This is a genomic window from Saprospiraceae bacterium, from assembly GCA_016710235.1.
Taxonomy (GTDB): domain Bacteria; phylum Bacteroidota; class Bacteroidia; order Chitinophagales; family Saprospiraceae; genus Vicinibacter.
This window is the reverse complement of sequence record JADJLG010000001.1, coordinates 2,292,425-2,314,783: the sequence shown is the minus strand read 5'-3', so window position 1 is coordinate 2,314,783 and position 22,359 is coordinate 2,292,425. Positions and strand designations below refer to the sequence as shown.

The following is a 22,359-nucleotide window of genomic DNA, read 5'->3' as shown; positions in this document are numbered from 1 at the left end:
GCAATTAAATTAAGCGAAGATAAAATGATTTGACTGAAATTTTATCCGTAGAAAGCCTGATTTTATTGACATTTAGATAAGCTAACAATATAGATGCGTCATTCGTTTTCTCAAAAATGAATTATCTTTGATTCCTGTGAATGCAGTTACCAAAAGCAAAGGCAAAATAATCGCGAGTAAAGATAGCCTCACAAGAAGCATCCAGCGTCTTTGTTTTCAGTTGATGGAGCACCATGGAGATTTTTCCGGGTCATGTATCATTGGCATACAAAACAAAGGTGTCTGGCTAGCTGAGCGCCTAAAAGAAAAATTATATCAACTTGACCCCAAGCTTGCAATTCTTTCCGGAAAGTTAGACATCACTTTTTTTAGAGACGACTTTCGAAAAGGAAACAAAATCCTGACTGCCGCTTCCACAGAAATTGACTTTTTGATCGAAAATAAAAGAGTTATTTTGGTGGATGATGTCCTATATACCGGCAGGACAATACAGGCAGCATTACAAGCCCTGCAACAGTTTGGACGACCAGCATCAGTAGAATTATTGGTTCTTGTGGATCGAAGATTCAACCGCCACCTTCCTATTCAGCCAAACTATGTTGGTATGAGGGTGGACGCTCTGGAAGAAGCCTACGTACAAGTCAAATGGTCTGAAGAAGGTGATACTGATAAGATCATAATGTTTGACTCCGAACCTAAACAAATATGACCAACCAAACTCTCACAGGAAGACATCTGATTGGCATTAAAGATCTAAGCGTTCAAGATATAGAGCTCATTCTCCAGACCGCAGAGCAGTTTAAAGAAGTCTTGCAAAGACCGATAAAGAAAGTGCCTTCTTTGAGAGATATAACAATAGGAAACCTCTTCTTTGAGAATTCAACTAGGACCAAGCTTTCATTTGAACTGGCAGAAAAAAGACTTTCTGCTGACATCATCAATTTTTCTGCTTCAGGATCCTCAGTCAGCAAAGGTGAAACCTTGCTGGATACCGTACAAAACATCCTGGCTATGAAAGTGGACATGATTGTAGTCCGGCACCCATCTGTAGGAGCTGCCAGATTTTTGTCTGAGAGGATTCCCGCTCAAGTGATCAATGCCGGTGATGGCACACATGAACATCCAACCCAAGCTTTGCTAGATGCATTTTCAATCAGGGAGAAAAAAGGCACATTGCAAGACATCAAAGTAGCCATTATAGGTGATGTACTACATTCCAGAGTGGCTCTTTCTAATATCTTGTTACTGCGCAAAATGGGGGCAAAGGTGAAAGTTTGTGGTCCACCTACACTCTTACCCAAGTTTATCCAATCACTTGGTGTAGAACAAACATACCAGGTCAAAGAAGCTCTGAAATGGTGTGATGTAGCCAATGTCTTGCGTATTCAAACTGAAAGGCAGGATCTTCAATATTTTCCATCTGCCCGAGAGTACCAACAGTATTTTGGGATTGATAGAGCACTTCTCGACAGTCTTGACAAAGAAATTATCCTGATGCATCCCGGTCCCATAAACAGGGGAGTTGAACTAACCACAGATGCTGCTGATAGCAAGCACTCTATTATACTCAATCAGGTGGAAAACGGAGTTGCGGTCAGAATGGCAGTTTTATTTCTTCTTGCCAACCGCCCATTATCAAATTAAAGAAATGTTAATATCTCTGCCTGCATCACGCAAAAAGGCAACTAAATATGTTTCTTCACGTATTATTAAGCAGTTGGCACAATTTTTTTAATCCCAGAGAAGAAAGCTTTCCATTTCATGAACAGAATCACATTATTTATTATCCACTTAATGTTTGTCCAGGCTGTCTTTAGTCAGGCTTACAAAATAAAAGTTACCATAGACAATTACCCCAACGATACTCTGATGTTAGGGTATCACTATGGAGAAAAGCAATATTTGAAAGATACCGCTATCGGGAAGAATGGAGAATTTATTTTTCAAGGAAAAGACGAACTCGAACCAGGCATGTATCTGATAGTTACGAGACCAGACAATGATTATTTCCAGATGCTGGTTGAAAGTGGAAAACAAAATTTTAGTATCCGGACCAGTGCAGATGATCTCAGCGGAAAACTTAAGTATAAGGATAGCAAACTGAATGAAGAATTCATAGAATATGTAGATTTCGTCTCATCTAGACGTTCTGAAGCTGATTCATTACAAGGCAAGTTAAGGTCAGAAACTGATAGTTTGAAGCAGGCTCCGATCAAACAGCGACTTGCTAACTTGGATACTGAGGTCAAGAACAAACAAAACCTAATTCTTAAGACGAGGGACAAAAGTGTACTTTCTACACTGATCAGATGGTCTTTGGATGTCGATATTCCAGTGTTCGAAGGCACCACACAAATGGAAAAAGATGAGAAAGCTTTCCTCTATTATAGAACGCATTATTTTGATTTCGTTGACTTTACAGACGATCGGGCGGTCAGATTACCGCTTTTTCATAATAAAATTGACCGTTACCTAACCAAACTTACTGCACAGGTCCCTGATTCAATCAATCAAGCTTTGGATTATATCTTTTCAAAATGCCCGGAGAAGGGTGAATTATATAAATATTTATTGTCTTCTTCACTCAATAACTATGGCAATAGCAAGTATGTTGGGATGGATGGGGTTTATGTACACCTCGCCGAAAAGTATTATGGAGCAGGGAAAGCTCCTTGGGTTGATGCAGAAACTTTAGCCAAAATTGTCCAGGATGCCAAAGCCTTGAAGCCTTTGCTTATCGACAAAATTGCCCCCGACATCAAAGTTTTCAAACAAGATGGAACTCCTATCACGCTACATAGTGTTAATTCGCCATATACGGTATTCGTCATTTGGGCTCCTGATTGTTCCCATTGCAAGCATTCGATGCCTGAATTGATCAAGTTTTATAACGAGTATAAGTCAAAAGGAGTAGAAATATTTGCCCTTTGCAACAAAGTAGGTAAAGATGAAAAATCATGTTGGGAAGGAGTTGAATCCCTTCATATGGATAACTGGATCAACACAAGTGATCCTACACATTCTTCAAATTTTAGGATACTCTACGACGTAAAAAGCACTCCCCAGGTTTATATATTGGATGAAAACAAAAAGATCTTGACCAAAAAAATCGCCATCGAACAGTTGGGCGATGTAATGGAAAAACTGTTCAAATTCAAAGCAAACGAAAAAAAATAGTAGATTTTAGCTGCAAAAAGGAAAATATTTTATCAAATACTTACACATTAAATAAAAATGTAATATGTTTGTGTTTGATTGGGCATTTTAGCCCATGTAAACAGTTAAATCTTTAGAATATGAAACGATTCAGGTCGAACGTAGCAGCCTGTCTGCTCCTCGCTTTCAGCGCTTTCGTCACTTCGTGCCGCAAAGAGCCATCACCTGTACCACCCACCTCACTTCAATCTGCTGATCCAAAGATGCTTACTGACTGGTTTGAAATGAGCCTTTTGCTGAGTAGCAGGGTCAACGGTTATTCAGACCCGGTCACCGCTAGAGCATTGAGTTATATGGCATTGACCATGTATGAAAATGTCATACCTGCTTTGCCTGAATACAAATCTCTACAAAACCGTGTAGGCGGTTTTCAAACTCAGCTGAGCCAAGGAGATCCTGAATTGGAATACAATTATGGACTCGTGTACAACCGAGCAATGTTGACGCTGGCACAATCGCTCTATGGTGCAGCCGGCTCGTCAAACCTTGATTTATTAGAGAATATGTACCAAAACTGGGTCACTAAACTATCCTTAGGCATTGATTCCAACATTGTGCACAGATCACTCCTCTTAGGAGCGAAAAGAGGCTCAGAGATTTACAATTTTTCTACTACTGATGGACAAGATGCGGCTTTTTTGCAAAATTATATCAAAGGCTATACTTTACCCCAAAGTCCAGGAATGTGGGTACCTACACCTCCTGACTATTCTCCCAATCCACTCCTGCCCTATTGGGGTGGAACCAGAACGATCCTCACAGAAAGTGTCTCAAGCGTGAGCCCGTCCAAAATATTGGCTTACAGCCCAGATCCAAATTCAATCATGTACACCGAAGCTTTCGAGGCTTATCAGAAATCAACAAATCTGAGCCAAGCCGAGTTGGATTTGCTTGATTACTATAATGGTGAGATGGATCCAAAAGCTTCAGCCATTTGTCATACCTCATGGCTATTGTTGCAGCTTTGCGAAAGTGCTGAATTGAATTTTACTCAGACTCTTGAAGCTATATGTCTTTTGTCGTGGTCAAATCATGATGCTATGGTTGCAGCTTATCAACAGAAATACACATATAAGCTGATGCGGCCTTCCACATACATCAGGACCTTCATCCAGAAGTTTTTCATACCACCTGTTTCAAGTCAACCGACTCCGGAATTCGTATCTGATGATGCTGTGGTATATTACAATGCATCAGAGATATTGTCTCGCACTTTTGGTTACAGGTATGAATTCATGGATTATACACAAGCTAAAAGGACTAACCTTCGCGTAAAGCAGAAATACTTTTCATCTTTTCATGAATTAGCAAAGGAAGCCTCATTCATAGATCTTACCGGCTCGGTTCACTTCCGAACAAGTATTGAAGAAGGAGCGGCGATGGGTTATGACATCGCTCAAAATTATTTGAAGTTGGCATTAAAATAAGCTGAAAATAAAATTCTATCCGGGCCCTGTTCATTGCAGGTTATTGCTAATAAATTGTGTGAGTCCTTTGACAATATATTACGTTCCTGTTGAATCAACGATTCAAGTAATGAAATATAATCGACACAAATATTTAGCCAATCAGATACTGTAGCTGTTAAAATTCAAACCTGAAAGAAATCCTGCTAATGTAAGAGTTAGCAGGATTTCTTATTTAAAATTCTAGCACAAATCCTAGACTAGGAATAAAACTTGCTTGCGCTTCAGAAAGAATTTTTGGAATAGCATTTGAACCATCAGGTTTTATGGGTTGCCCATCTGAAGTTTTAAAACCACTGTTGTCCTCAGTACGCTCGAACACATAATCAGGAACATCTTGATTTTTAAATAATAGTGCATTTGTCATATCATAAAATGCCTCAATGCTCCATTTCTTCATGTTCCATTTCTTGTTAATTCGAAAATCTACCTGATGAAAACTTGAGAGTCTTTTTGTATTTAACTTTTCGTAATCAAGTACTCCAACTCCACTGCTCAGATAATTTAAGCGCGATGCAGCTTCATCAAAAGGGGTGTACGGTGTTCCTCCCGCAAATCGGTATTTGAGACCTAATTCCCAAGATTTCTTGAATTTTTTTCCCAAAGTGATCGAAAATAAATGGCGATTGTCCCAGGAAGAAGGAATCAAACTTCCATCCTCACCACTAAAATCACTTAAGATATATGAATAAGAACCTAAAGCAAAAAAACTCTTGACTAATTTTTGCTGTACAAAAAATTCAAATCCATACGCACGGCCTTTTCCATTGCTATTAATGTCCTCATTTCCAATATATCCAAACTCTGATCCCGTATTGGCTAGATTTATCCCCGTCCTCTGAGAAAGCGGATAATCCCAATACCTTTTTAGAAAAACTTCAGCCGTGATTCTAGTACTTGCACGAGGCAAAAATTCAGTTCCCATACTATAATGCACACATTTAATATAAGATGCGTCGCTATTGACATACTCTCCATTATTGTTTTTGTATCCTAAAATGGTATATGCAGGTAATTTTACATATCTACCGACAGACGCAGTTGTTTTCCAATGATTGTTCCATGTAAATGATAAAGATACTCTGGGTGAAATATGATCGACCCAGTGCAAGAGTGTTGGGCCGGTGAATTGGTCAGCATCCGATCGAATTCCCACCGACAATCCCAAGCTATTTTGTAAAAAGCTCCTCGAAGCCTGCACATGAACACCGTACTTTGCAAAATCGATATTTGTCTGAAACATATATTTTAGTTCGGATTGTAGAACTTGGCCTGAACTATCTCTGATTTCTCTTTTGAGGATCGATTCAAAATTATTGCTATAAGTAACCCACTGGAAATGTCCTCCATAATGTATAGTCCAACCAGTTAATTGTTGGCTTAGATTCACTTTTAGTTTATTTTCAGCCTCTTGTGAAAAGGTACTTATATTTCTTTTGTTCGGATCATTTTTATCTGCATCTTCATACTGCTCAAACTGATTGTTAAGCGTATTTCTACTCAATGCTACATCCAAAACCGACCTCGAAAAAATGTGCTTCAAATTCAATCCAACAGTGTAATTCCATTGATCAATAAAAGGAGCCCTCTTCAGGATATAGGCATTGGTGACATCTTTTTCAGCCCCGGCATCAACAAAAAAATTATCCAATGCACCCAGACCTATTAGAGTGAGAGTCGTTTTGGATGAAAATCGATGTTGTACTTTTGTTTGAAAGTCCCAATAATTCGGTCGAATTGCGAGATTTAGAGCTTGAAACAAATATTGCAAATAAGAGCGTCTCACCGATCCCAAAAAACTTGTATTTTTTGAAAGCGGGCCTTCAGCTGTCGCTGCAAATTCAGATGAGCTCAAACGAAAATTGGTCTGCAAGCGAGTGCTATTGCCAGATTTTTGTTTAAACTGAAAAATCGACGATAAAGCATTATCATACCTCGCGTCGAATGCACTTGAGTGCAATGTCAGCTCATTGACAAAAGCCACATTGATAATCCCATTGGATCCACCTGCAGAACCTTGAGTGGTAAAGTGATTAATGACAGGAATTTCAATCCCGTCCAGATAATATACATTTTCTGAAGGTGATCCTCCACGGATAATTACGTCATTTCTATTTCCCACCCCAGGCACTGATGCTATACCAGGCAATGACTGGATCACTTTAAAAACGTCAAAATTTCCTCCGGGGCTTGATTTAATCTCCTGAGCACTTAATCTCTGCAGTGAGTTAGGACTTTCCAAACTACCGACTTGGATACTTCTGTTTGCAGATAATTCTATTTCATCCAAAAGCTTGACGTCCTCTTCCATTTCAATTTTAACTACATTCACATTACCGCTGGAAACCTCATTATGGAAAATCGTTTGAGTCAGATAGCCTGTATAAGTTACCTGTATTTGATATGTTCCTACAGGTAGACTGAGAATGAATTTTCCATTTTCATCCGTCGCTGTTCCTACCATAGGATCGGTACCAGGAACAAGCACACTTGCACCTATGATAGAAGCTTCTGTATTTTTATCCACCACCCGACCTTCAATTATTCCTACACTTTGAGCCACGAAGCATACTCTCCATGACATCATCAGCAATACCAATATCCATTTCATATATTGTCTCAATTAACAAGGCGCAAACAAGTTTAGAATTGAAAGGTTTATCATTTGGTTTCTTGTCCCAGTATGCTGTCGTCAAACATGGATGGACTCCAAAAATTGCTTTACACCCAATTCCAATTTGATGCAATAAATCTTCCAAGTGGATTTACACATCCCTGCTGTCTTAGTCTAAACATCTCTGATTAGTGCTTAGTCCTAAGAAAATTTACACCAAACTGTTTTTATCAATGGAGAAATTTACTTTAGGTATATCGCGATCTTGTCTTTGAGATGGAATCTCAAAGCAAAAAATTGGCTTAAACCAAATAAATCATCAGCTTTCGTTTGAATTTGGTTTGTTTGCTTTCGGCCAACAATTAATCAAATCGAGAGACATTGCTTTGTCGATTTGTTCGAAAATCCCAATGGATCAAAGTATTTTTGACCTTCAAATCATTAACGTATGTTAGAAATGGTGAAGCGGTTTCCTGACCAATTGCAAGAAGCAATTGAGATTGGGGCCGGGTCAAATATCACAAAGCTCCCTATTCATCCAAATTTGGTTTTTGTGGCGGGCATGGGTGGATCAGGGATTGGTGCAGATTTCGTTGCCTCTTTTTTTAAAAATGAGTTAAAGATTCCTTATATCGTAGGGAAATCATATGACCCGCCTGCCTTTGTTGATTCAGCAGCATTGGTCATTGCTTCATCATATTCAGGAAATACTGAAGAAACCATTTCTTGCTTAAACACTTTGGAGAATCGGGTAAATTCAATAAAATGTATAAGCTCTGGTGGGGAGATTAAAAAAATGGCCCTCGCTAAATCCTATGACTTCATCCAACTTCCTACAGGATGGACATCACCTAGAGCTTGCTTAGGTTATTCCGTCGTTGCTCAGATGTTTATTTTGAAAAAATTAGAATTGCTGAGTTCAGAATTTGAAACTTCTCTGAAAAATACTATCCAAAGACTTTCACTTGGACAACAAGTAATCATGCAAGATGCAAGGCGGCTGGCAGATCATTTGAACGGAAAAAGAATCATCATTTACAGCTCTGACCTATTAGAACCCGTAGCCATCAGGTTCAGGCAACAAATCAATGAAAACACAAAAAGGCTCTGCAGCCACCATGTTATTCCTGAAATGAATCACAATGAACTTGTGGGATGGAGACAACAAGATCCGAATATTGCGGTCCTGTTTTTAAGGTCCGGTGATGATCATCCCAGGGTGCAACTTAGGACAGACCTGTGTAAAGAAATAATAGGCCATTATGCCGGGTCTGTCTTTGAAATCTATGGGAAGGGTGCCGACCTGATAGAAAAAAGTTTTTATCTGGTGCATTTGCTGGATTTCGTTTCTGTTTATCTGGCATTAGATTACAACATTGACCCGGTGGAGGTTAAAGTCATTGATTTTCTGAAGTCAGAGTTGTCAAAAACGGAATGAAGCCACCGGCTAACCCGGGCGTTTGTCGGGAATGCATTATATTAGCAGCTCATTTGAAAACAAAAAATGAAGCCACACCAGGCCAACTTACTGACCAGTGCCATCTTTGTGATTGTGGGCTTATGGAGTTATGAAGCTTCCGGTAGGGATCTCCATACTTTATCAATTCCATTTATCGGCATTCTCCTTTCTTTTTTTTACAAACCTTTGAAAGAAAATAGAAGGTATGCCCTGGAAGCAGTCGGAATATTAAGTAGTCTAATCGTATTACTATTGCTCTTGCCCATGCGCAATACGATTCAATCCACCAAACCTGATAAATATTATGCTGTATTGAGAGTTTCTCTTATGCTTGCGGCAGTGCTATTTGCAGTTATAATATACTACAAGGAATATCGAAATAGAATCCATAAAACTGTTTAATCGAACAAATTTCCAGCCTCAACATTGACTTTCTTGATTAAATATCGTTACTCTTCTTCAAGCACGGCTGTTACATTATTATCCTTGCTCTTTGGGATCTGTATTTTTTTTAGTGCATGCTTCCCGCCTATTGAAGAAAATCCGAATGATATCTCCTTCAAAGCTGATGATCCAAATATTATCAATATTTGGGAAGGTAAAGACAAAAAGTGGACAGAAACCCATACAGCATACCTGAGCCATTCCAAAGCAGCTTACCGATACGCAGCAGCTTTTGCTCTTGCTTCTGTAAGAGATACAACAACCGTGTCCGCACTGATTAAAAATTTAAAGGATCCTGTTGAAGAAGTTAGACAAGCAGCAGCTTTTGCCCTCGGCCAAATCGGACATCCGAGCGCAGAAAATGACTTGATCTCTGCATTTATTAATGTGGACTCAGTAGGTCCATATATGAAAACCAATGCTATAATCCTAGAAGCTCTGGGTAAGTGTGGTGGAGATAGCACATTGGCTAAAATTTGTGCCATCAAAAGTTATGAGCCCAAAGATTCCAGTCTATCCTACGGTCAGATAATGGCAATTTATAGATTTGGCCTGCGCAATAAGTTCTGTAAAAGTAGTGTAGAGCGTATTATCCAGATTTTGGAAAATCCGAAATATTCGGAGACCACAAGAATGATGGCTGCTCATTGCATCCAGCGCTTCAAAAATTTAGATTTTAGCCCTGAGCTTGCTCGTCTGTCAAAACTTTGTATAGAAGAAAAGAATGCCGAAATAAGAATGGCACTGGTTGCAGGATTTTCTAGAATTGGCACGCCTGAAGTCCTCCAAAGTCTTGAAGAATTATACTCGCGCGGCCTTGAAAACAGGGTCATAAGCAATATCTTCAAAAATCTGGATGGTTTTAAAGCTGGGCAAGCTACCACATTTGCGCTCCGTGCTACACAGAATCCTTCTTATCAAGTTTCACTCCCCGCATTTGACTATTTGATTCAATATGGTAATGCAGAAAAAATTGAGGAATACAAGCAATTGGCGGACCAAAACTCTTTCATACCTCAACTTAGAGCGAAAGCCTTTGAATTGGTTTTGAAAAAAGTCCCAGCCTATATGTCCCTCACCAGACAGATATATGTAGACAGGTTGAAAAGCCAAATCCAATCGACGTCCATTCCGGTAGCTAAAGCTTCATATATACGTGCTTTATCTACTGAAGTCAAAGAACTATCTTACCTTTTTGCACTTTCCAGAGATGAGCAAGATCCCGCAGTACAAACTGCAATTGCAGAAACGATAGGTCAGCTCATCTCCAGACCTGACTTTCCATACGTGTACAAAGGAAACAGAAACCCGATTTATATAGAGCTCGCATTGTATTTTCAAAGACAAATGAACCATGCTGATCCAGGAGTTTGTGCAGTATTGGGTAATTTTTTTACCAAAGAAAGGGGTCTAATTTCGGCTTACTGCCAACCGGATTCCTTGCTGCCTCTAGCACAAGCAAAACTGACTTTGCCTCGTGATATCGAAAGCTACAATGAAATGGAATCAGCTATTTCATTTCTTCAAAAGCGAAAATTTGTAGCCAAAATTCCAGAATACAATCATCCCGTAAATTGGCAAAATGTGGCTAATCTGAATGATACACTAAACTGTATTATCAAAACTGCAAAAGGGGAAATGCAATGCCAATTATTTTCAAAAAAAGCACCGGCTACTGTGCTCAATTTTGTTGAGCTCGCTAAAAATGGATTTTATAAAGAAAAATATTTTCACAGAGTTGTTCCAAATTTCGTTATCCAAGGAGGTTGTCCAAGGGGAGATGGTTATGGTGGACTGAATTATACCATACGGACTGAGATTAGCGATTTGAATTTTCAATCATCTTATATTTTGGGAATGGCTAGTGCAGGAGCAAATACTGAATGCACACAATTTTTCATTACTCATTCTCCAACGCCTCATTTAGATGGAATTTACACCGCTTTTGGAAAATTAATTTCAGGAATGGATGTTTTAATTAACATCACACCAAATGATCAAATTACAGAAATTATTATAGAATAAAATGGAAATTAAAAATACTCCTCTGCATTCCAGGCATGAAGCGCTGCAAGCCAAAATGGCTCCCTTTGCCGGATACAATATGCCTATCAGTTACAAAGGAATAAACATCGAACACGAAGCCGTACGAAAAAATGCCGGTATTTTTGATGTTTCACACATGGGTGAGTTTATCGTAAAAGGGAAGCAGGCTCTGGAACTTATCCAACATGTAACCAGCAATGATGTGTCCAAATTAAAAATTGGTGATGCACAGTATTCTTGTCTTCCGAATCTTTCAGGAGGAATAGTAGATGATTTATTGGTATATCGACTTCCTGAAGATAAATGTGCAGAAGGCGAAAAAGCATTCATGTTGGTAGTCAATGCATCTAATATTCAAAAAGACTGGGATTGGATATCACAGCAAAATACATTTGATGCTAAAATGACCAACATATCCGAGAAAACAGGTTTAGTTGCTGTCCAGGGTCCAAAAGCTATGAAGATCTTACAAAGCTTAACTGACCTACCTTTGGATCAAATCTCTTATTATTCTTTTCGTAAGGGTGATTTGGCTGGTATTCCCAATGTTCTCATTTCAGCAACAGGATATACGGGATCAGGGGGATTTGAACTTTATGCAAATGCAGAGGCAATTGATGTCATATGGGATGCAGTAATTGAAGCAGGTAAAACTGAAGGTCTTGAGCCTGCAGGTTTGGGTGCAAGAGACACATTGCGACTTGAGATGGGATTTTGTCTTTATGGCAACGACATCGATGACACTACTTCTCCTTTAGAAGCCGGATTAGGTTGGATTACTAAACTCAACAAAGGTAATTTTATTGGGTCTGATTATTTGAATAAGCAAAAAGCATCAGGCGTTTCCAGAAAACTAGTAGGCTTTGTTATGGAAGATAGAAGGGTGCCTCGACATGGATACCCTATTTGCGACGCGGCGGACAATCAAATTGGAGTTGTCAGTTCAGGAACCCAATCACCCAGTCTTGAAATTCCTTTAGGCATGGGTTATGTACCTGCCGATCAAGCGACTTTGGATAATCAAATATTTGTGAAAATGGGTAATAAATTGATGAGCGCAAAGATTTGCAAAATCCCATTCTATCAGTCTCCGAAATAATTTTTAGCAAAGGAGTATTGAACTATTTGACCTTTGTGGTATTTCTATGAATACCGTCAAATGGCAGATTTTCAACAGTGTAAGGGAAAATTTATTGATACCTGGGGTACATTAGGGGTACAATGGGGTATCAACAAAACTATGGCCCAAATCCATGCTTTATTACTCATCGCTGCAGAGCCGATTAACGCAGACCAAATCATTTCTGAGTTGCATATTTCTCAGGGAAATGCCAATATGAATATTCGAGCATTGATAGAATGGGATCTGGTGCGAAAAATTCAAAAAACGGGTATGAGATGTGACTATTTTGTTGCCGAAAAAGATATCCACATCGTCTTTAAGACCATCCTTGAACGCAGAAAACAGAAGGAATTGGATCCTCTCATCGAGGAGCTCAAAACCTTGAAATCCTGCCATCAATGCGGCGAAGAGCAAAAAGAATTCAGCGAGATGTTGGGAAATATTACTGACTTTGTTCTCAAAGCCAACACTGCTCTAGACACTCTGATCAAAGCTGATTCTCATTGGTTTTTCAACACACTCATGAAAATTTTAAAGTAATTCAAATCAAGGAGTTGTGAATATAAAAGAAATAAAATATGCGCATCCGGATTTCAATTCCATCTATGACATTGACGGATTTTTCGAGACGGTAAAAAATGATTTTCCAGAGTTAAACAAACAAGGCATTTTTTATGAAGAAAAAAATCCTGGAATTTTCATTTACCGTATCAAGACGAAATTAAGGACTCATTACGGTATTCTTGCAGGAGTTGATATCAACGAATATTTGAAAGGCAACATTAAAAAACATGAAAATACTTTAACTGCACAAGAGAAAAAGATAGCCGGCCTCATGTATGAGCGTGATGCAGTGATCAAACCCGTACTACTCGCCTATCAACCTGTTAAAAAAATTAAAAATCTGATTGTAGAAAACTTTCTTGGAGTAAAACCGAGTTTTCATTTGAATTTTAAGAAAGATGATCAAATCCACGATCTGTTTTGCATCAAATCCAAAAAGGATATAAAAGAATTTCAAAAAGCATTTAAGCGCAATGTAAAAACAGCATACATCGCAGATGGTCACCATAGAATGTCATCAATCAGTACAATATTAGAACAAGGTCATCATCTGTCAGATAAAGGTTTCAAATATCTTTTTTGTGCCCTCTTCGATTTCGATGAACTTTCGATTTTCCCTTACAACAGATTTGTCCAATTAGACAATTTGATTTCAGCAGAAGTTTTTTTTGAGAAAGTGCTTGAATTTGGCAAATTGAAGGAATTGAGTGATGCCGCAAAACCGACAAAAAAACACCAGCTCATTTTTTATTTTGCAGGTAAATACTTCAATTTTGTTTGGGATAAAAAAATGATTGGCGCTTCAAAAAAACTGAACGGAGTAAGTTTTGATATTGATTTATTCAACAAACATATTTTAGGGGATATTTTGCATATCAAAGATATCCGATCGGATCAAAGAATAGGATATGTCGAAGGCACAAAATCTTGGAAAACTGTGATAAAAAATTTGCCTCATCCTGAGCAAACCCTAGCTGTCCAATTTTATCCGGTGCGAAAAACAGATTTTACAAAAATAGCTGATCAACACAAAGTTCTACCACCTAAAAGTACTTGGTTCGAACCACGGATTCGAAATGGTATTTTGATTCAGGAATTAAACTTACCCGAATTAAATCAGAAGTAATTTTATGCTGAAATGAAAAAAATCTATTCCAATTGTATTTTTGACGGTGAAGCTAATTTTTTATTTGATGCAGGACTTATACTCAATCAACAAGATGAAATTGTTGAATTACTTCCTGCCGGGAATTTTCGCAAAGAGGAATTCATATTTTATCCCGGTCTTCTTACACCCGGATTTATTAATGCCCATTGTCATTTGGAATTATCGCACCTCAAAGGTAGAATCCCCAGTGGCACGGGTTTGTTGGCTTTTCTAAAGCAGGTGGTTAGCCAAAGGGAAATTAGCCAATCCGAAATCGATGAAGCCATCATTCGCGCAGATCAGGAAATGTATCAAAATGGGATTGTTGCTGTGGGAGATATTTCTAACCAATCTGATACATATGCTGTAAAAAAATCAAGCAAAATTTACTACCACACATTTGTAGAAGCTTTTGATTTTATGCAAGATCATTTAGCAGAACAAATGTTTGATCAATACAGCAGCGTTTATCACTCATTTGGTGAGTTACCCAGATCCATAGTGCCACATGCATCGTATTCGGTTTCAGATCGATTGTTTGAAAAAATCCGGACTTTCAATTCTGAGCAAGCCATCATCTCCATACACAATCAAGAGGTCAAAGATGAGGACGAGTTGTTTGAATCCAAAGGAGGAGGATTTATTCCTTTCTTTGAAGGATTCGGATTTGATTATTCCCACTTTCAAGCAAAAACATATAATGCAATCGACCATAACCTCATTCATCTTGACAAAAAATTCCAAACTCTGTTTGTACACAATACCCAAACTCACTACAATGACGTCAAAAAAGTAATAGAAAATTTTGATCGTGCCTACTTCGTCACCTGTCCAAATGCTAATTTATATATCGAAAATCAATTGCCGGATTATGAACAATTTGCAGCGGCTGGTCATAGAATTTGTATCGGGACAGATAGTTTGTCATCAAACTGGCAATTGGATATATTATCGGAAATCAAAACTATCCTTAAGTATAAATCAAAGTTATCATTAAATTCTGTTCTTTCCTGGGCGTGCAAACAAGGTGCAAATGCACTTGGAATAGAAGACAAATATGGCAGTTTCAGTCCTGGTAAATCTCCGGGTGTAAATTGGATAAAGGAGATTGTCATTATGGGTCAAGACCTCACAATATTACCTGAAGCTAAGGTGAAGAAATTACATTAATTGAATCTGATTTAGCTTATCCAGAAACAAATTTATCACGTGCCAGCAAGTTCTCTGAGTGCTGTTTTTAAATGGTTGAGTGTATCATCCAATGAAACCTTACTTGAGCCTCCGGAAGCATTTTTATGACCTCCACCATTGAAATACTTTCTGCAAATCATTTGTACATTGATATCCCCTTTGGATCTCATGGAAAGTTTAATGATAGATGGCTGATGCATCACCAACACACCCACTCTTACACTTTTCAACATCATCAGATAATTGATTATGCCTTCGGTGTCCCCTCTTTGGATATCAAATTTTTTGTAATCTTCTCGGGTCAAATAAATATATCCGGCGTGAAGGTCAGGAAGTAATTCCATTCTGTTGTACAAACAATGCCCTAACAATTGCAAATATTTATCCGGCTGGCTGTTGTTTACCATCTCTTGAATCGTGCCATCTTGCAATCCGCGTTCCTTCATATCCGCCACTATACGATAGAGTTCCGGACTGGTATTATGGTGAAACGAGCCAGTATCTGTCAATATCCCTGTATAAATGCATTTGTCTATTTCATCAGAAAATTTTGCCTCACGACCCAATTGCGATAAGATGATATACACCATTTCAGACGTTGAGGATCTCCAATCTTCAGATAGGATGACGTCTGCGATCGGCTCCGGCTCGATGTGATGGTCTATCATGACTTTGGGTGCAGAAGATTCTTGGACCCATAAACCCATTTTGTCGATGCGATCCAAAGAATTAAAATCAAGCAAAAAAATCAACTGTGACGCTTTAATCCAATCTTCAGCCTGTTTGGGTGAAAGGTCATAAGTAATGATCTGATTAGCCTGTGGCAACCATTCAAAATTGAGCGGATACTCACTGGGCATAATGACTTTGACTTGATGCCCCAATCCTTGAAGGTAATGAGATAAAGCAAGGGTTGATCCCAATGCATCCCCATCGGGATTTCGATGTGACAAGATGGATATATTCTTAGGAAAGGAAATAAGCTCTCGGATAGAGTTTATATTGACGGGATGAATCATTGAAAAAGGATTAACAATTGATTTGAGAATTCGGATTCATAAGTATGAACCAAAAACCATACGGCTGGTTTACTCTGCGTTACAAAAAACTTTATAACGATGGCTACCAACAGGACATTTACAATGATTAAGCCCGATGCAGTTGAATCTGGACATATCGGCGCTATTTTAGATAAAATTTGCAGTGCAGGATTTAAAATCAAAGCACTCAAATACACAAGACTCTCCCGGGCAAAAGCATCAGAATTTTATGCAATCCATTCAGATAAAGGATTTTTTGATGAATTGGTATCATTCATGTCAAGAGGACCTATCGTCGCAGCAATTCTTGAAAAAGAAAATGCAGTAGAAGATTTTCGAAAACTTATCGGTGCAACCAACCCCGCAAATGCTGCGCCAGGAACGATCAGAGCATTATATGCCAAAAGTGTAGGCGAAAATGCAGTACATGGATCTGATTCTGATGAAAATGCTGCAATTGAATCAGCTTTCCACTTTGCAGGAACTGAAATATTCTAAAAAACCAGACGAGAAAAAACGTATTCTATCATTTGCTTGACAATCCCAGCAGGATTGGTACTGAATTGGTTTGTATTGCGCTGAGCAAGTATGGCATTTACACTCAGGCATTTATGACCCAAGCTTTCTCCCAGAGAGTAAATACCTGAAGTTTCCATTTCCATGTTAGTTATCTTTCCAAAGGAAAAATCAGCATCTGAAAGTTTTTCAATGATAGAATCTTCCCGCAATGGGAGTCGGGTTTTACGACCTTGAGGACCATAAAAACCAGGTGCCGTCAAAGTGTTGCCTAAGATAGTTTGAGGTGATTGGAACTGATTTAATAAATCTGCGTCTGCTCTTGTCACATGCACCATACCCAGAAAAGGAAATAATTCCATCTCATAATTTTCAAATTTTCGTTTGAGCACATAATGTCTGTGCAGATTGTCCATTGAAATCGCAAAATCCGTAAGCAAGATTTGATCTACAGATATATGAGGTTGAATACTCCCTGAAGTACCAAGTCGAATGATTTTCAAATTTTTAATCTCCGGCTTCGCCTCCATAGTACTAAAATCCACGTTGACAAGAGCATCTAATTCCTGCATGACGATGTCTATATTATCAGTGCCCATACCGGTTGACATTGCCAAAATATCATGCCCACCAAGCTTGCCAATATGAATCTCAAACTCTCTGTTTCGAATCTTTTTATGGATAGTGTCAAAATGTCGACTCACTTCGGGTACTCGATCCGGATCTCCTACTGTCAAAATGTTGGAGGGAACATCTTCAGGTTTTAGACATAAATGATAAATGCTTCCATCAGTATTCAATATCCAATTCGCATTATTTTTCTCCATCCTGTAAATTTATAATTTATTCAAACAAAATCTTCTTTTGTTCCTTCATTCGTTATAAGCTTAGGACAAAACTCATGGCAAAAAAAATCTACCATCTCCCTCATTGCGGCACCTGTAAAAAAATAATTTCAGATCTCAATACTGAGTCTTGTGAACTAATTGATATCAAATCAAGCCCAATCAATGAAAAAATTCTGGATCAATGGGCCAAACTCGCGGGATCTTATCAAGCTTTATTTAGTAAAAAAGCGATTAAATACAAAACCATGGGTTTGAAAGATAAAGTTTTAACTGAAGCTGACTACAAAAAATATATCCTCAGTGACTATACTTTTATCAAACGTCCAGTAATTGTTGTAGGGAAAAAAATTTTTATAGGACATGCAGCAGATCAAATTCTTGGTGCTCAGGCAGCATTAAACTAAAAAAATAAAAAAACCCTCGCAGTCTTCACTCCGCGAGGGTCGTAGTAAATATTATATAAACCCTGAAGCCTTCATATAGCCGCAACTACGGCAAAGTTGATTTTATGTCAATTTGTTTTTCGAAATGTATACCTCAGAACGCATCTGCTATACAAAACACATGCATAGAGCTATCAGCCTGTTAGGCCTCAACAACACTGAAATTAAACGACTTAATTGTTCAGTAGTATCAGCTTATACATCCTGGATGCAGAGCCAAGAGTCAATCTTAGATTGTACACACCTGGTTGACCAACCATTTCTTTTGTGATTCTAAGTAGATTATGTCCTTTCTGCATTGAACTCATTTTAGTAGTCAAAATTTTACCTTCCAAACTGATGATTTCTATCTGCATTTCAGCATCGAGAGGTGAATCGATTTCTACTGTCGCCTGGTCGGTGAACGGATTTGGAAGCAGCTGCTTAAATACCACTTGTTTAGCAATATCGCTCTCTCTGCTTTCAAGTACCAGATTCTTAGTTTCACCTGAAGCCAGGTAAAGTTCAGGTCGTATCCGTCCCACATTAAAGGCCATTTTGGCAACTATTTCCTGATTTACTTCACGATCTGTAAGAAGATAAAACAAGACCTCTCCTGCTTCTACATGCTTCTTCTGCTCACTATTCCACGATATTGGCAGCAAACCATTGTCAGCAAACATCCAGTTAATTTGATTCTCTTGGAGTGAAATCGCTCCAGGTTGAACACCTACCGCATGCATTTGATCATGATTGAACTCTAGCCAGCATTGGAAACCTTCCATTTCGAAAGTCTCGGTTGCTCTGAAAGCAATTCGGGATCCATCCGCTGCTACCTCTGCTCTTAATACCGCATCTTGAGCTGATCTGGCTTGTCCGGAGCTCAACAAATCCCACATATCTTTGCTGACGTCGCCTACTTTGATGCCTCTGAAATCGAGGTACATCATATCACCTGGCAAGGATTGGATTTGATATTTTTCATTGAATGATTCAGCCCAAGGATCATCCTTAACCGGAAACACATAATTTCCTTCTATGAATTTCCAGGAGAGATTATTCAAATATTTGGAATCCACTCCCAGTATCAATTTTCTCAATGCAGATATGTCTGATGCTGTCACCCGATGATCATTGGTCACATCAGCAGCAAGATACTGCCAAGGCTCGGAAAATGTTTCTTTCCCTAAAATGTGTTTTTGAATTTTCACAATATCAAGTGTGGATATGCCTTCCAGATAATTTATTTCCCTACTTGCAGAGATTGTATAGTTCTCTCCTCTCAATAATCCTGAGAAAGCAAACTGCCCGGAAAAACTTCCAGCCATCGGATTGGATCGACCGTTGACTTGTATTTCGACACCCTTGATTGGTTCATCATATGGTGTCAATATTGCCCCTGCGATATTGGCAAATGTAGAGCTACCGGAGCAAACTTTATTGTTGTCTTGCACGACGACATTCGTCACACAATAGTCTTGTAAACCGGTAAGTTGGTCTGTAACCCATATCGTCACTCTGCGCAATCCCAGACTGTCGCAGTCATAATTTCTGTATTTGTCGTTGGTATCCCGTGAGAACGACAGTGTCACAGGATTACCACAAATCTGATAAGAGCCTTTGTCAAGATCTGAAGCCCATACTGTAGCCAGACCATCGTCGATGGTTCCATTCTTGTCAGTGTCCACTCCCATTAGATTGACAGCAACTCCTGTCAAGCAATAAGCAGTAGGTCCTTTGCAATTGAGTATTCGCACGATCTGGGCACATACCGTCTGATTGCCGCATTGGTCCTCAAAGAACCAGAAAAATTCGTGCTCACCGAGAGGTAACTCAATATCCACAGATATGCGATTTCCCAATTGGAAATAGGTACTGTCAAACAAGCCATTATTGTACAAATCGAGTTTAAAACCGGACCTGAGCAAGCTATCAGGCGTGCAGTCATCTTCGGCTATATGGCGCAATCTGGCCAGCCCTTTCAAACAATTGTCATCGCTGACACAAATCGTCAGTGGTTCACAATCATCCAGCATTTTCGGTGGAAGCTTATTGTGTACTTTAATGACCTGCTCATGTGTCCAGGTCGGTATGATAGGATTGTTGTCTTGATCATATGTCAACTGGCACCAGTCAATGATTTTCCATTTGCGCAGAACTTTAAAGCACAGATTTGTATCCTGGATAAAATTGAAAACATGATCTTCAAAGCTGATACCGATAAGAGCACAAGTTCTGTCTAAGATGATAGGATATCCAAATGTATCCCTGAAATGGGCAGGATCTGTGTTAGCACCACAGCTCGTTATCGTAGTATCATGTGGCCATATGATATATCTCTCGTCAAAGAGGTCTGTATCGCGCACAAATATCTTTTGTGTGCAAGTGTCATACCTTCCCATATTGTCGCGCACTACAAAATTTCTATCGTAATAGCCTAGATTGCACTGATTCAGATGGGGCTCAATATACTCATGCATAGTAACAACGCAATTATCGTAATAGCTTGCCGTGCCAAAATGATTTTTGAAATCGGCGGTATCAATATGGTTTGAACATGCGATTGTCACATCATGAGGACAATAAATGACAGGTGGAGTTTTGTCTTGAACTTCTACTAATACCATGCATTCATTATAGTTGCCGGCTTTGTCCACAACACGAAGCGCCACGGGGATGATTTTGCCAACGTCCATGCAGCAGAATCTGACGTAAGGTCTGAATATTTTGTCATTGAATCCGCATCCAAAACCGAGGTCCATCCTTCGCACCAGAAAACTATCCAGATGGCATTCGTCATGACTTCCATCATCTAATGCCGTACCGTAGAGGTGAACTTCATCATCGCGACTCATTGTGATGACGGTCTGCCGTTGGCACACCGCTACAGGAGGAGTTCTGTCCAATACGCTCACATGCACCTGGCAAGTATCCAGATTACCACAACGATCATACGCCCTGTAAGTTACTGTATGCTCTCCCTCGGTAAGAGTCACCAAACCGCCATTCGAATTGAGCAAAATGCCATTTTCATAATAAACATCTACTCGAATACTGTCCTGACATGAGTCAAACACAAATGCAGGAGGGAGATTGAAAATTGCCCTACAGTCAGTGTATCCGGAGCTTGTGTTTACAGTAAGATTGTAGGGACAATGGATATATGGAGGCTTACTATCAATGATTTCGATCGTTTGGGGGTGATTGTGAACTTTTGCTTGCCCACACCACCATTCTACTACTCGCCACACGCGAAGTATTTTTGTTTTGCACTCATTCTGAACGAGTACAATATCTTCATAAGAAGCTCCAGTGTTGCAGAATGCGTTGTATTCCGGCCAGAGAGGCAATCCATGTACAGTAGGTACTCCTGTGGCGTCAGGATGTGGATGTCCTTTGTCGTCTTTTGGCCATATGCCATTACACTCTAAGTGACATTCATCTGCATGTACATAATCCTTAGGATAATGGACAGAATCGAGAGGAATCTTTTTCAACCAGATGGTATCCACGCAAATTTTTGACAAATTGCCCCATGCGTCCTTGGCTTGCCAGGACCTGACGATCATTTTTACGAAAACAGTGTCACAATCAAGGAGTATAGGATTTCGGTCCACCAATTCAATTGTAGGATGAGGATCACACCAGTCATAAAAAACAGGTGGATTGTACACTGCGGTATCATTGCAGTATGTAGTATCATTCTTACATTCGATGATAGGACCACCTTTGTCTTCAATGAGAAGATAACTCCAGCAAGAATTTTTGCTCGTGGAGTCATATACCATTGCGATCAGGTTTTTCTTGATATGGCCAGACCCAACAAAAGGACTGCCCGGTATCAACTTCATATTATAATCCAGCAAATCGACGCGGTATCTTGCTGAGGGGCAATCAACCCCTTTAGTGAGAAACATGGATGGAGTCAACTCCACCGCACAGTCCACTCCTACAGAGACATTTACCTTGCCCCGGCAGGCCATAGAACATTGAGCATGTGCAAGATTATTTACAGCGCTACCAGTCCAGAGCAGGACGAGCGCAAAGGTGAGTCTAAAAAGCCCCGAAGGGCATAGTTTTCTTACTCCGTTACCGAGTACAGTCAGCGGATTCATATTGCTTCAAGGTTTAAATTGAAATCCGTGGTGCCACTGAAAATGAAGATGTGACATTCACGAAAAAAAATATTATGCTTCAGAAGGACACAAATGCGAATAGCAATTCGAATTTGTATCTACAGAGTAAGAAATAAAATCAATGTGG

At 39.2% G+C, this 22,359-nt stretch carries 17 protein-coding genes; 13 read left to right on the top strand and 4 right to left on the bottom strand.

The features are described 5' to 3' along the window. Positions 1–166 precede the first annotated feature (166 nt). The 4 genes from pyrR (at position 167) to IPI99_09195 (ending at position 4,643) form a co-directional block, all read left to right on the top strand. Positions 167–709 (top strand): bifunctional pyr operon transcriptional regulator/uracil phosphoribosyltransferase PyrR, encoded by a 543-nt coding sequence (gene pyrR / locus IPI99_09210; GenBank protein MBK7340692.1) that lies wholly within the window; start codon positions 167–169, stop codon positions 707–709. After that, positions 706–1,644 carry an aspartate carbamoyltransferase catalytic subunit gene (locus tag IPI99_09205; GenBank protein MBK7340691.1) on the top strand — a complete coding sequence of 313 codons (939 nt, stop codon included), beginning with the start codon at positions 706–708 and terminating at the stop codon, positions 1,642–1,644. The genes pyrR and IPI99_09205 overlap by 4 nt, the downstream gene beginning before the upstream one ends. Before the next feature lie 117 nt (positions 1,645–1,761). Continuing rightward, positions 1,762–3,177, top strand: coding sequence for a DUF5106 domain-containing protein (locus IPI99_09200; GenBank protein ID MBK7340690.1), 1,416 nt, complete (start codon positions 1,762–1,764; stop codon positions 3,175–3,177). Between the two features lie 119 nt (positions 3,178–3,296). Beyond that, positions 3,297–4,643, top strand: a complete 1,347-nt coding sequence (locus tag IPI99_09195; GenBank protein ID MBK7340689.1) for a hypothetical protein — start codon at positions 3,297–3,299, stop codon at positions 4,641–4,643. A 214-nt stretch (positions 4,644–4,857) separates the two neighbouring features. Here the strand turns inward: IPI99_09195 and IPI99_09190 are convergent, their stop codons facing one another. Next, the gene (locus IPI99_09190; protein MBK7340688.1) at positions 4,858–7,293 is read right to left on the bottom strand and encodes a TonB-dependent receptor; all 2,436 of its coding nucleotides are present in this window, start codon (positions 7,291–7,293) and stop codon (positions 4,858–4,860) included. Positions 7,294–7,753: 460 nt separating this feature from the next. On the opposite strand from IPI99_09190, the gene IPI99_09185 reads away from it, so the two are divergent. From IPI99_09185 to IPI99_09155, 7 genes are all read left to right on the top strand, one after another. Beyond that, on the top strand, positions 7,754–8,734 hold the full coding sequence (locus IPI99_09185; GenBank protein ID MBK7340687.1) for a bifunctional phosphoglucose/phosphomannose isomerase: 981 nt from the start codon (positions 7,754–7,756) through the stop codon (positions 8,732–8,734). Between the two features lie 66 nt (positions 8,735–8,800). Continuing rightward, the gene (locus IPI99_09180) at positions 8,801–9,157 is read left to right on the top strand and encodes a hypothetical protein (GenBank protein ID MBK7340686.1); all 357 of its coding nucleotides are present in this window, start codon (positions 8,801–8,803) and stop codon (positions 9,155–9,157) included. A gap of 33 nt (positions 9,158–9,190) precedes the next feature. Then, positions 9,191–11,224 carry a peptidylprolyl isomerase gene (locus IPI99_09175; GenBank protein ID MBK7340685.1) on the top strand — a complete coding sequence of 678 codons (2,034 nt, stop codon included), beginning with the start codon at positions 9,191–9,193 and terminating at the stop codon, positions 11,222–11,224. Positions 11,225–11,231: 7 nt separating this feature from the next. Next, entirely contained in the window at positions 11,232–12,344 is a 1,113-nt protein-coding gene (gcvT, locus tag IPI99_09170; GenBank protein MBK7340684.1) for a glycine cleavage system aminomethyltransferase GcvT, read from the top strand. A 60-nt stretch (positions 12,345–12,404) separates the two neighbouring features. After that, positions 12,405–12,908 (top strand): transcriptional regulator, encoded by a 504-nt coding sequence (locus IPI99_09165; protein ID MBK7340683.1) that lies wholly within the window; start codon positions 12,405–12,407, stop codon positions 12,906–12,908. 16 nt (positions 12,909–12,924) lie between these two features. After that, entirely contained in the window at positions 12,925–14,058 is a 1,134-nt protein-coding gene (locus tag IPI99_09160; protein ID MBK7340682.1) for a DUF1015 domain-containing protein, read from the top strand. A gap of 12 nt (positions 14,059–14,070) precedes the next feature. Further along, positions 14,071–15,249 carry an amidohydrolase family protein gene (locus IPI99_09155; GenBank protein MBK7340681.1) on the top strand — a complete coding sequence of 393 codons (1,179 nt, stop codon included), beginning with the start codon at positions 14,071–14,073 and terminating at the stop codon, positions 15,247–15,249. A 35-nt stretch (positions 15,250–15,284) separates the two neighbouring features. Here IPI99_09155 and IPI99_09150 read toward each other — a convergent pair whose 3' ends face one another. After that, on the bottom strand, positions 15,285–16,289 hold the full coding sequence (locus IPI99_09150; protein MBK7340680.1) for a DHH family phosphoesterase: 1,005 nt from the start codon (positions 16,287–16,289) through the stop codon (positions 15,285–15,287). A 99-nt stretch (positions 16,290–16,388) separates the two neighbouring features. Between IPI99_09150 and IPI99_09145 the strand changes: the two genes are divergently transcribed. Further along, positions 16,389–16,808 (top strand): nucleoside-diphosphate kinase, encoded by a 420-nt coding sequence (locus tag IPI99_09145; protein MBK7340679.1) that lies wholly within the window; start codon positions 16,389–16,391, stop codon positions 16,806–16,808. Here IPI99_09145 and IPI99_09140 read toward each other — a convergent pair. Beyond that, positions 16,805–17,653 carry a nucleoside phosphorylase gene (locus IPI99_09140; protein MBK7340678.1) on the bottom strand — a complete coding sequence of 283 codons (849 nt, stop codon included), beginning with the start codon at positions 17,651–17,653 and terminating at the stop codon, positions 16,805–16,807. The two genes, IPI99_09145 and IPI99_09140, sit on opposite strands and share 4 nt — an antisense overlap. A gap of 74 nt (positions 17,654–17,727) precedes the next feature. Between IPI99_09140 and IPI99_09135 the strand changes: the two genes are divergently transcribed. Beyond that, positions 17,728–18,078, top strand: coding sequence for an arsenate reductase (locus IPI99_09135; protein MBK7340677.1), 351 nt, complete (start codon positions 17,728–17,730; stop codon positions 18,076–18,078). A 212-nt stretch (positions 18,079–18,290) separates the two neighbouring features. Here the strand turns inward: IPI99_09135 and IPI99_09130 are convergent, their stop codons facing one another. Then, positions 18,291–22,211 (bottom strand): HYR domain-containing protein, encoded by a 3,921-nt coding sequence (locus IPI99_09130; protein ID MBK7340676.1) that lies wholly within the window; start codon positions 22,209–22,211, stop codon positions 18,291–18,293. Positions 22,212–22,359 lie beyond the last annotated feature (148 nt).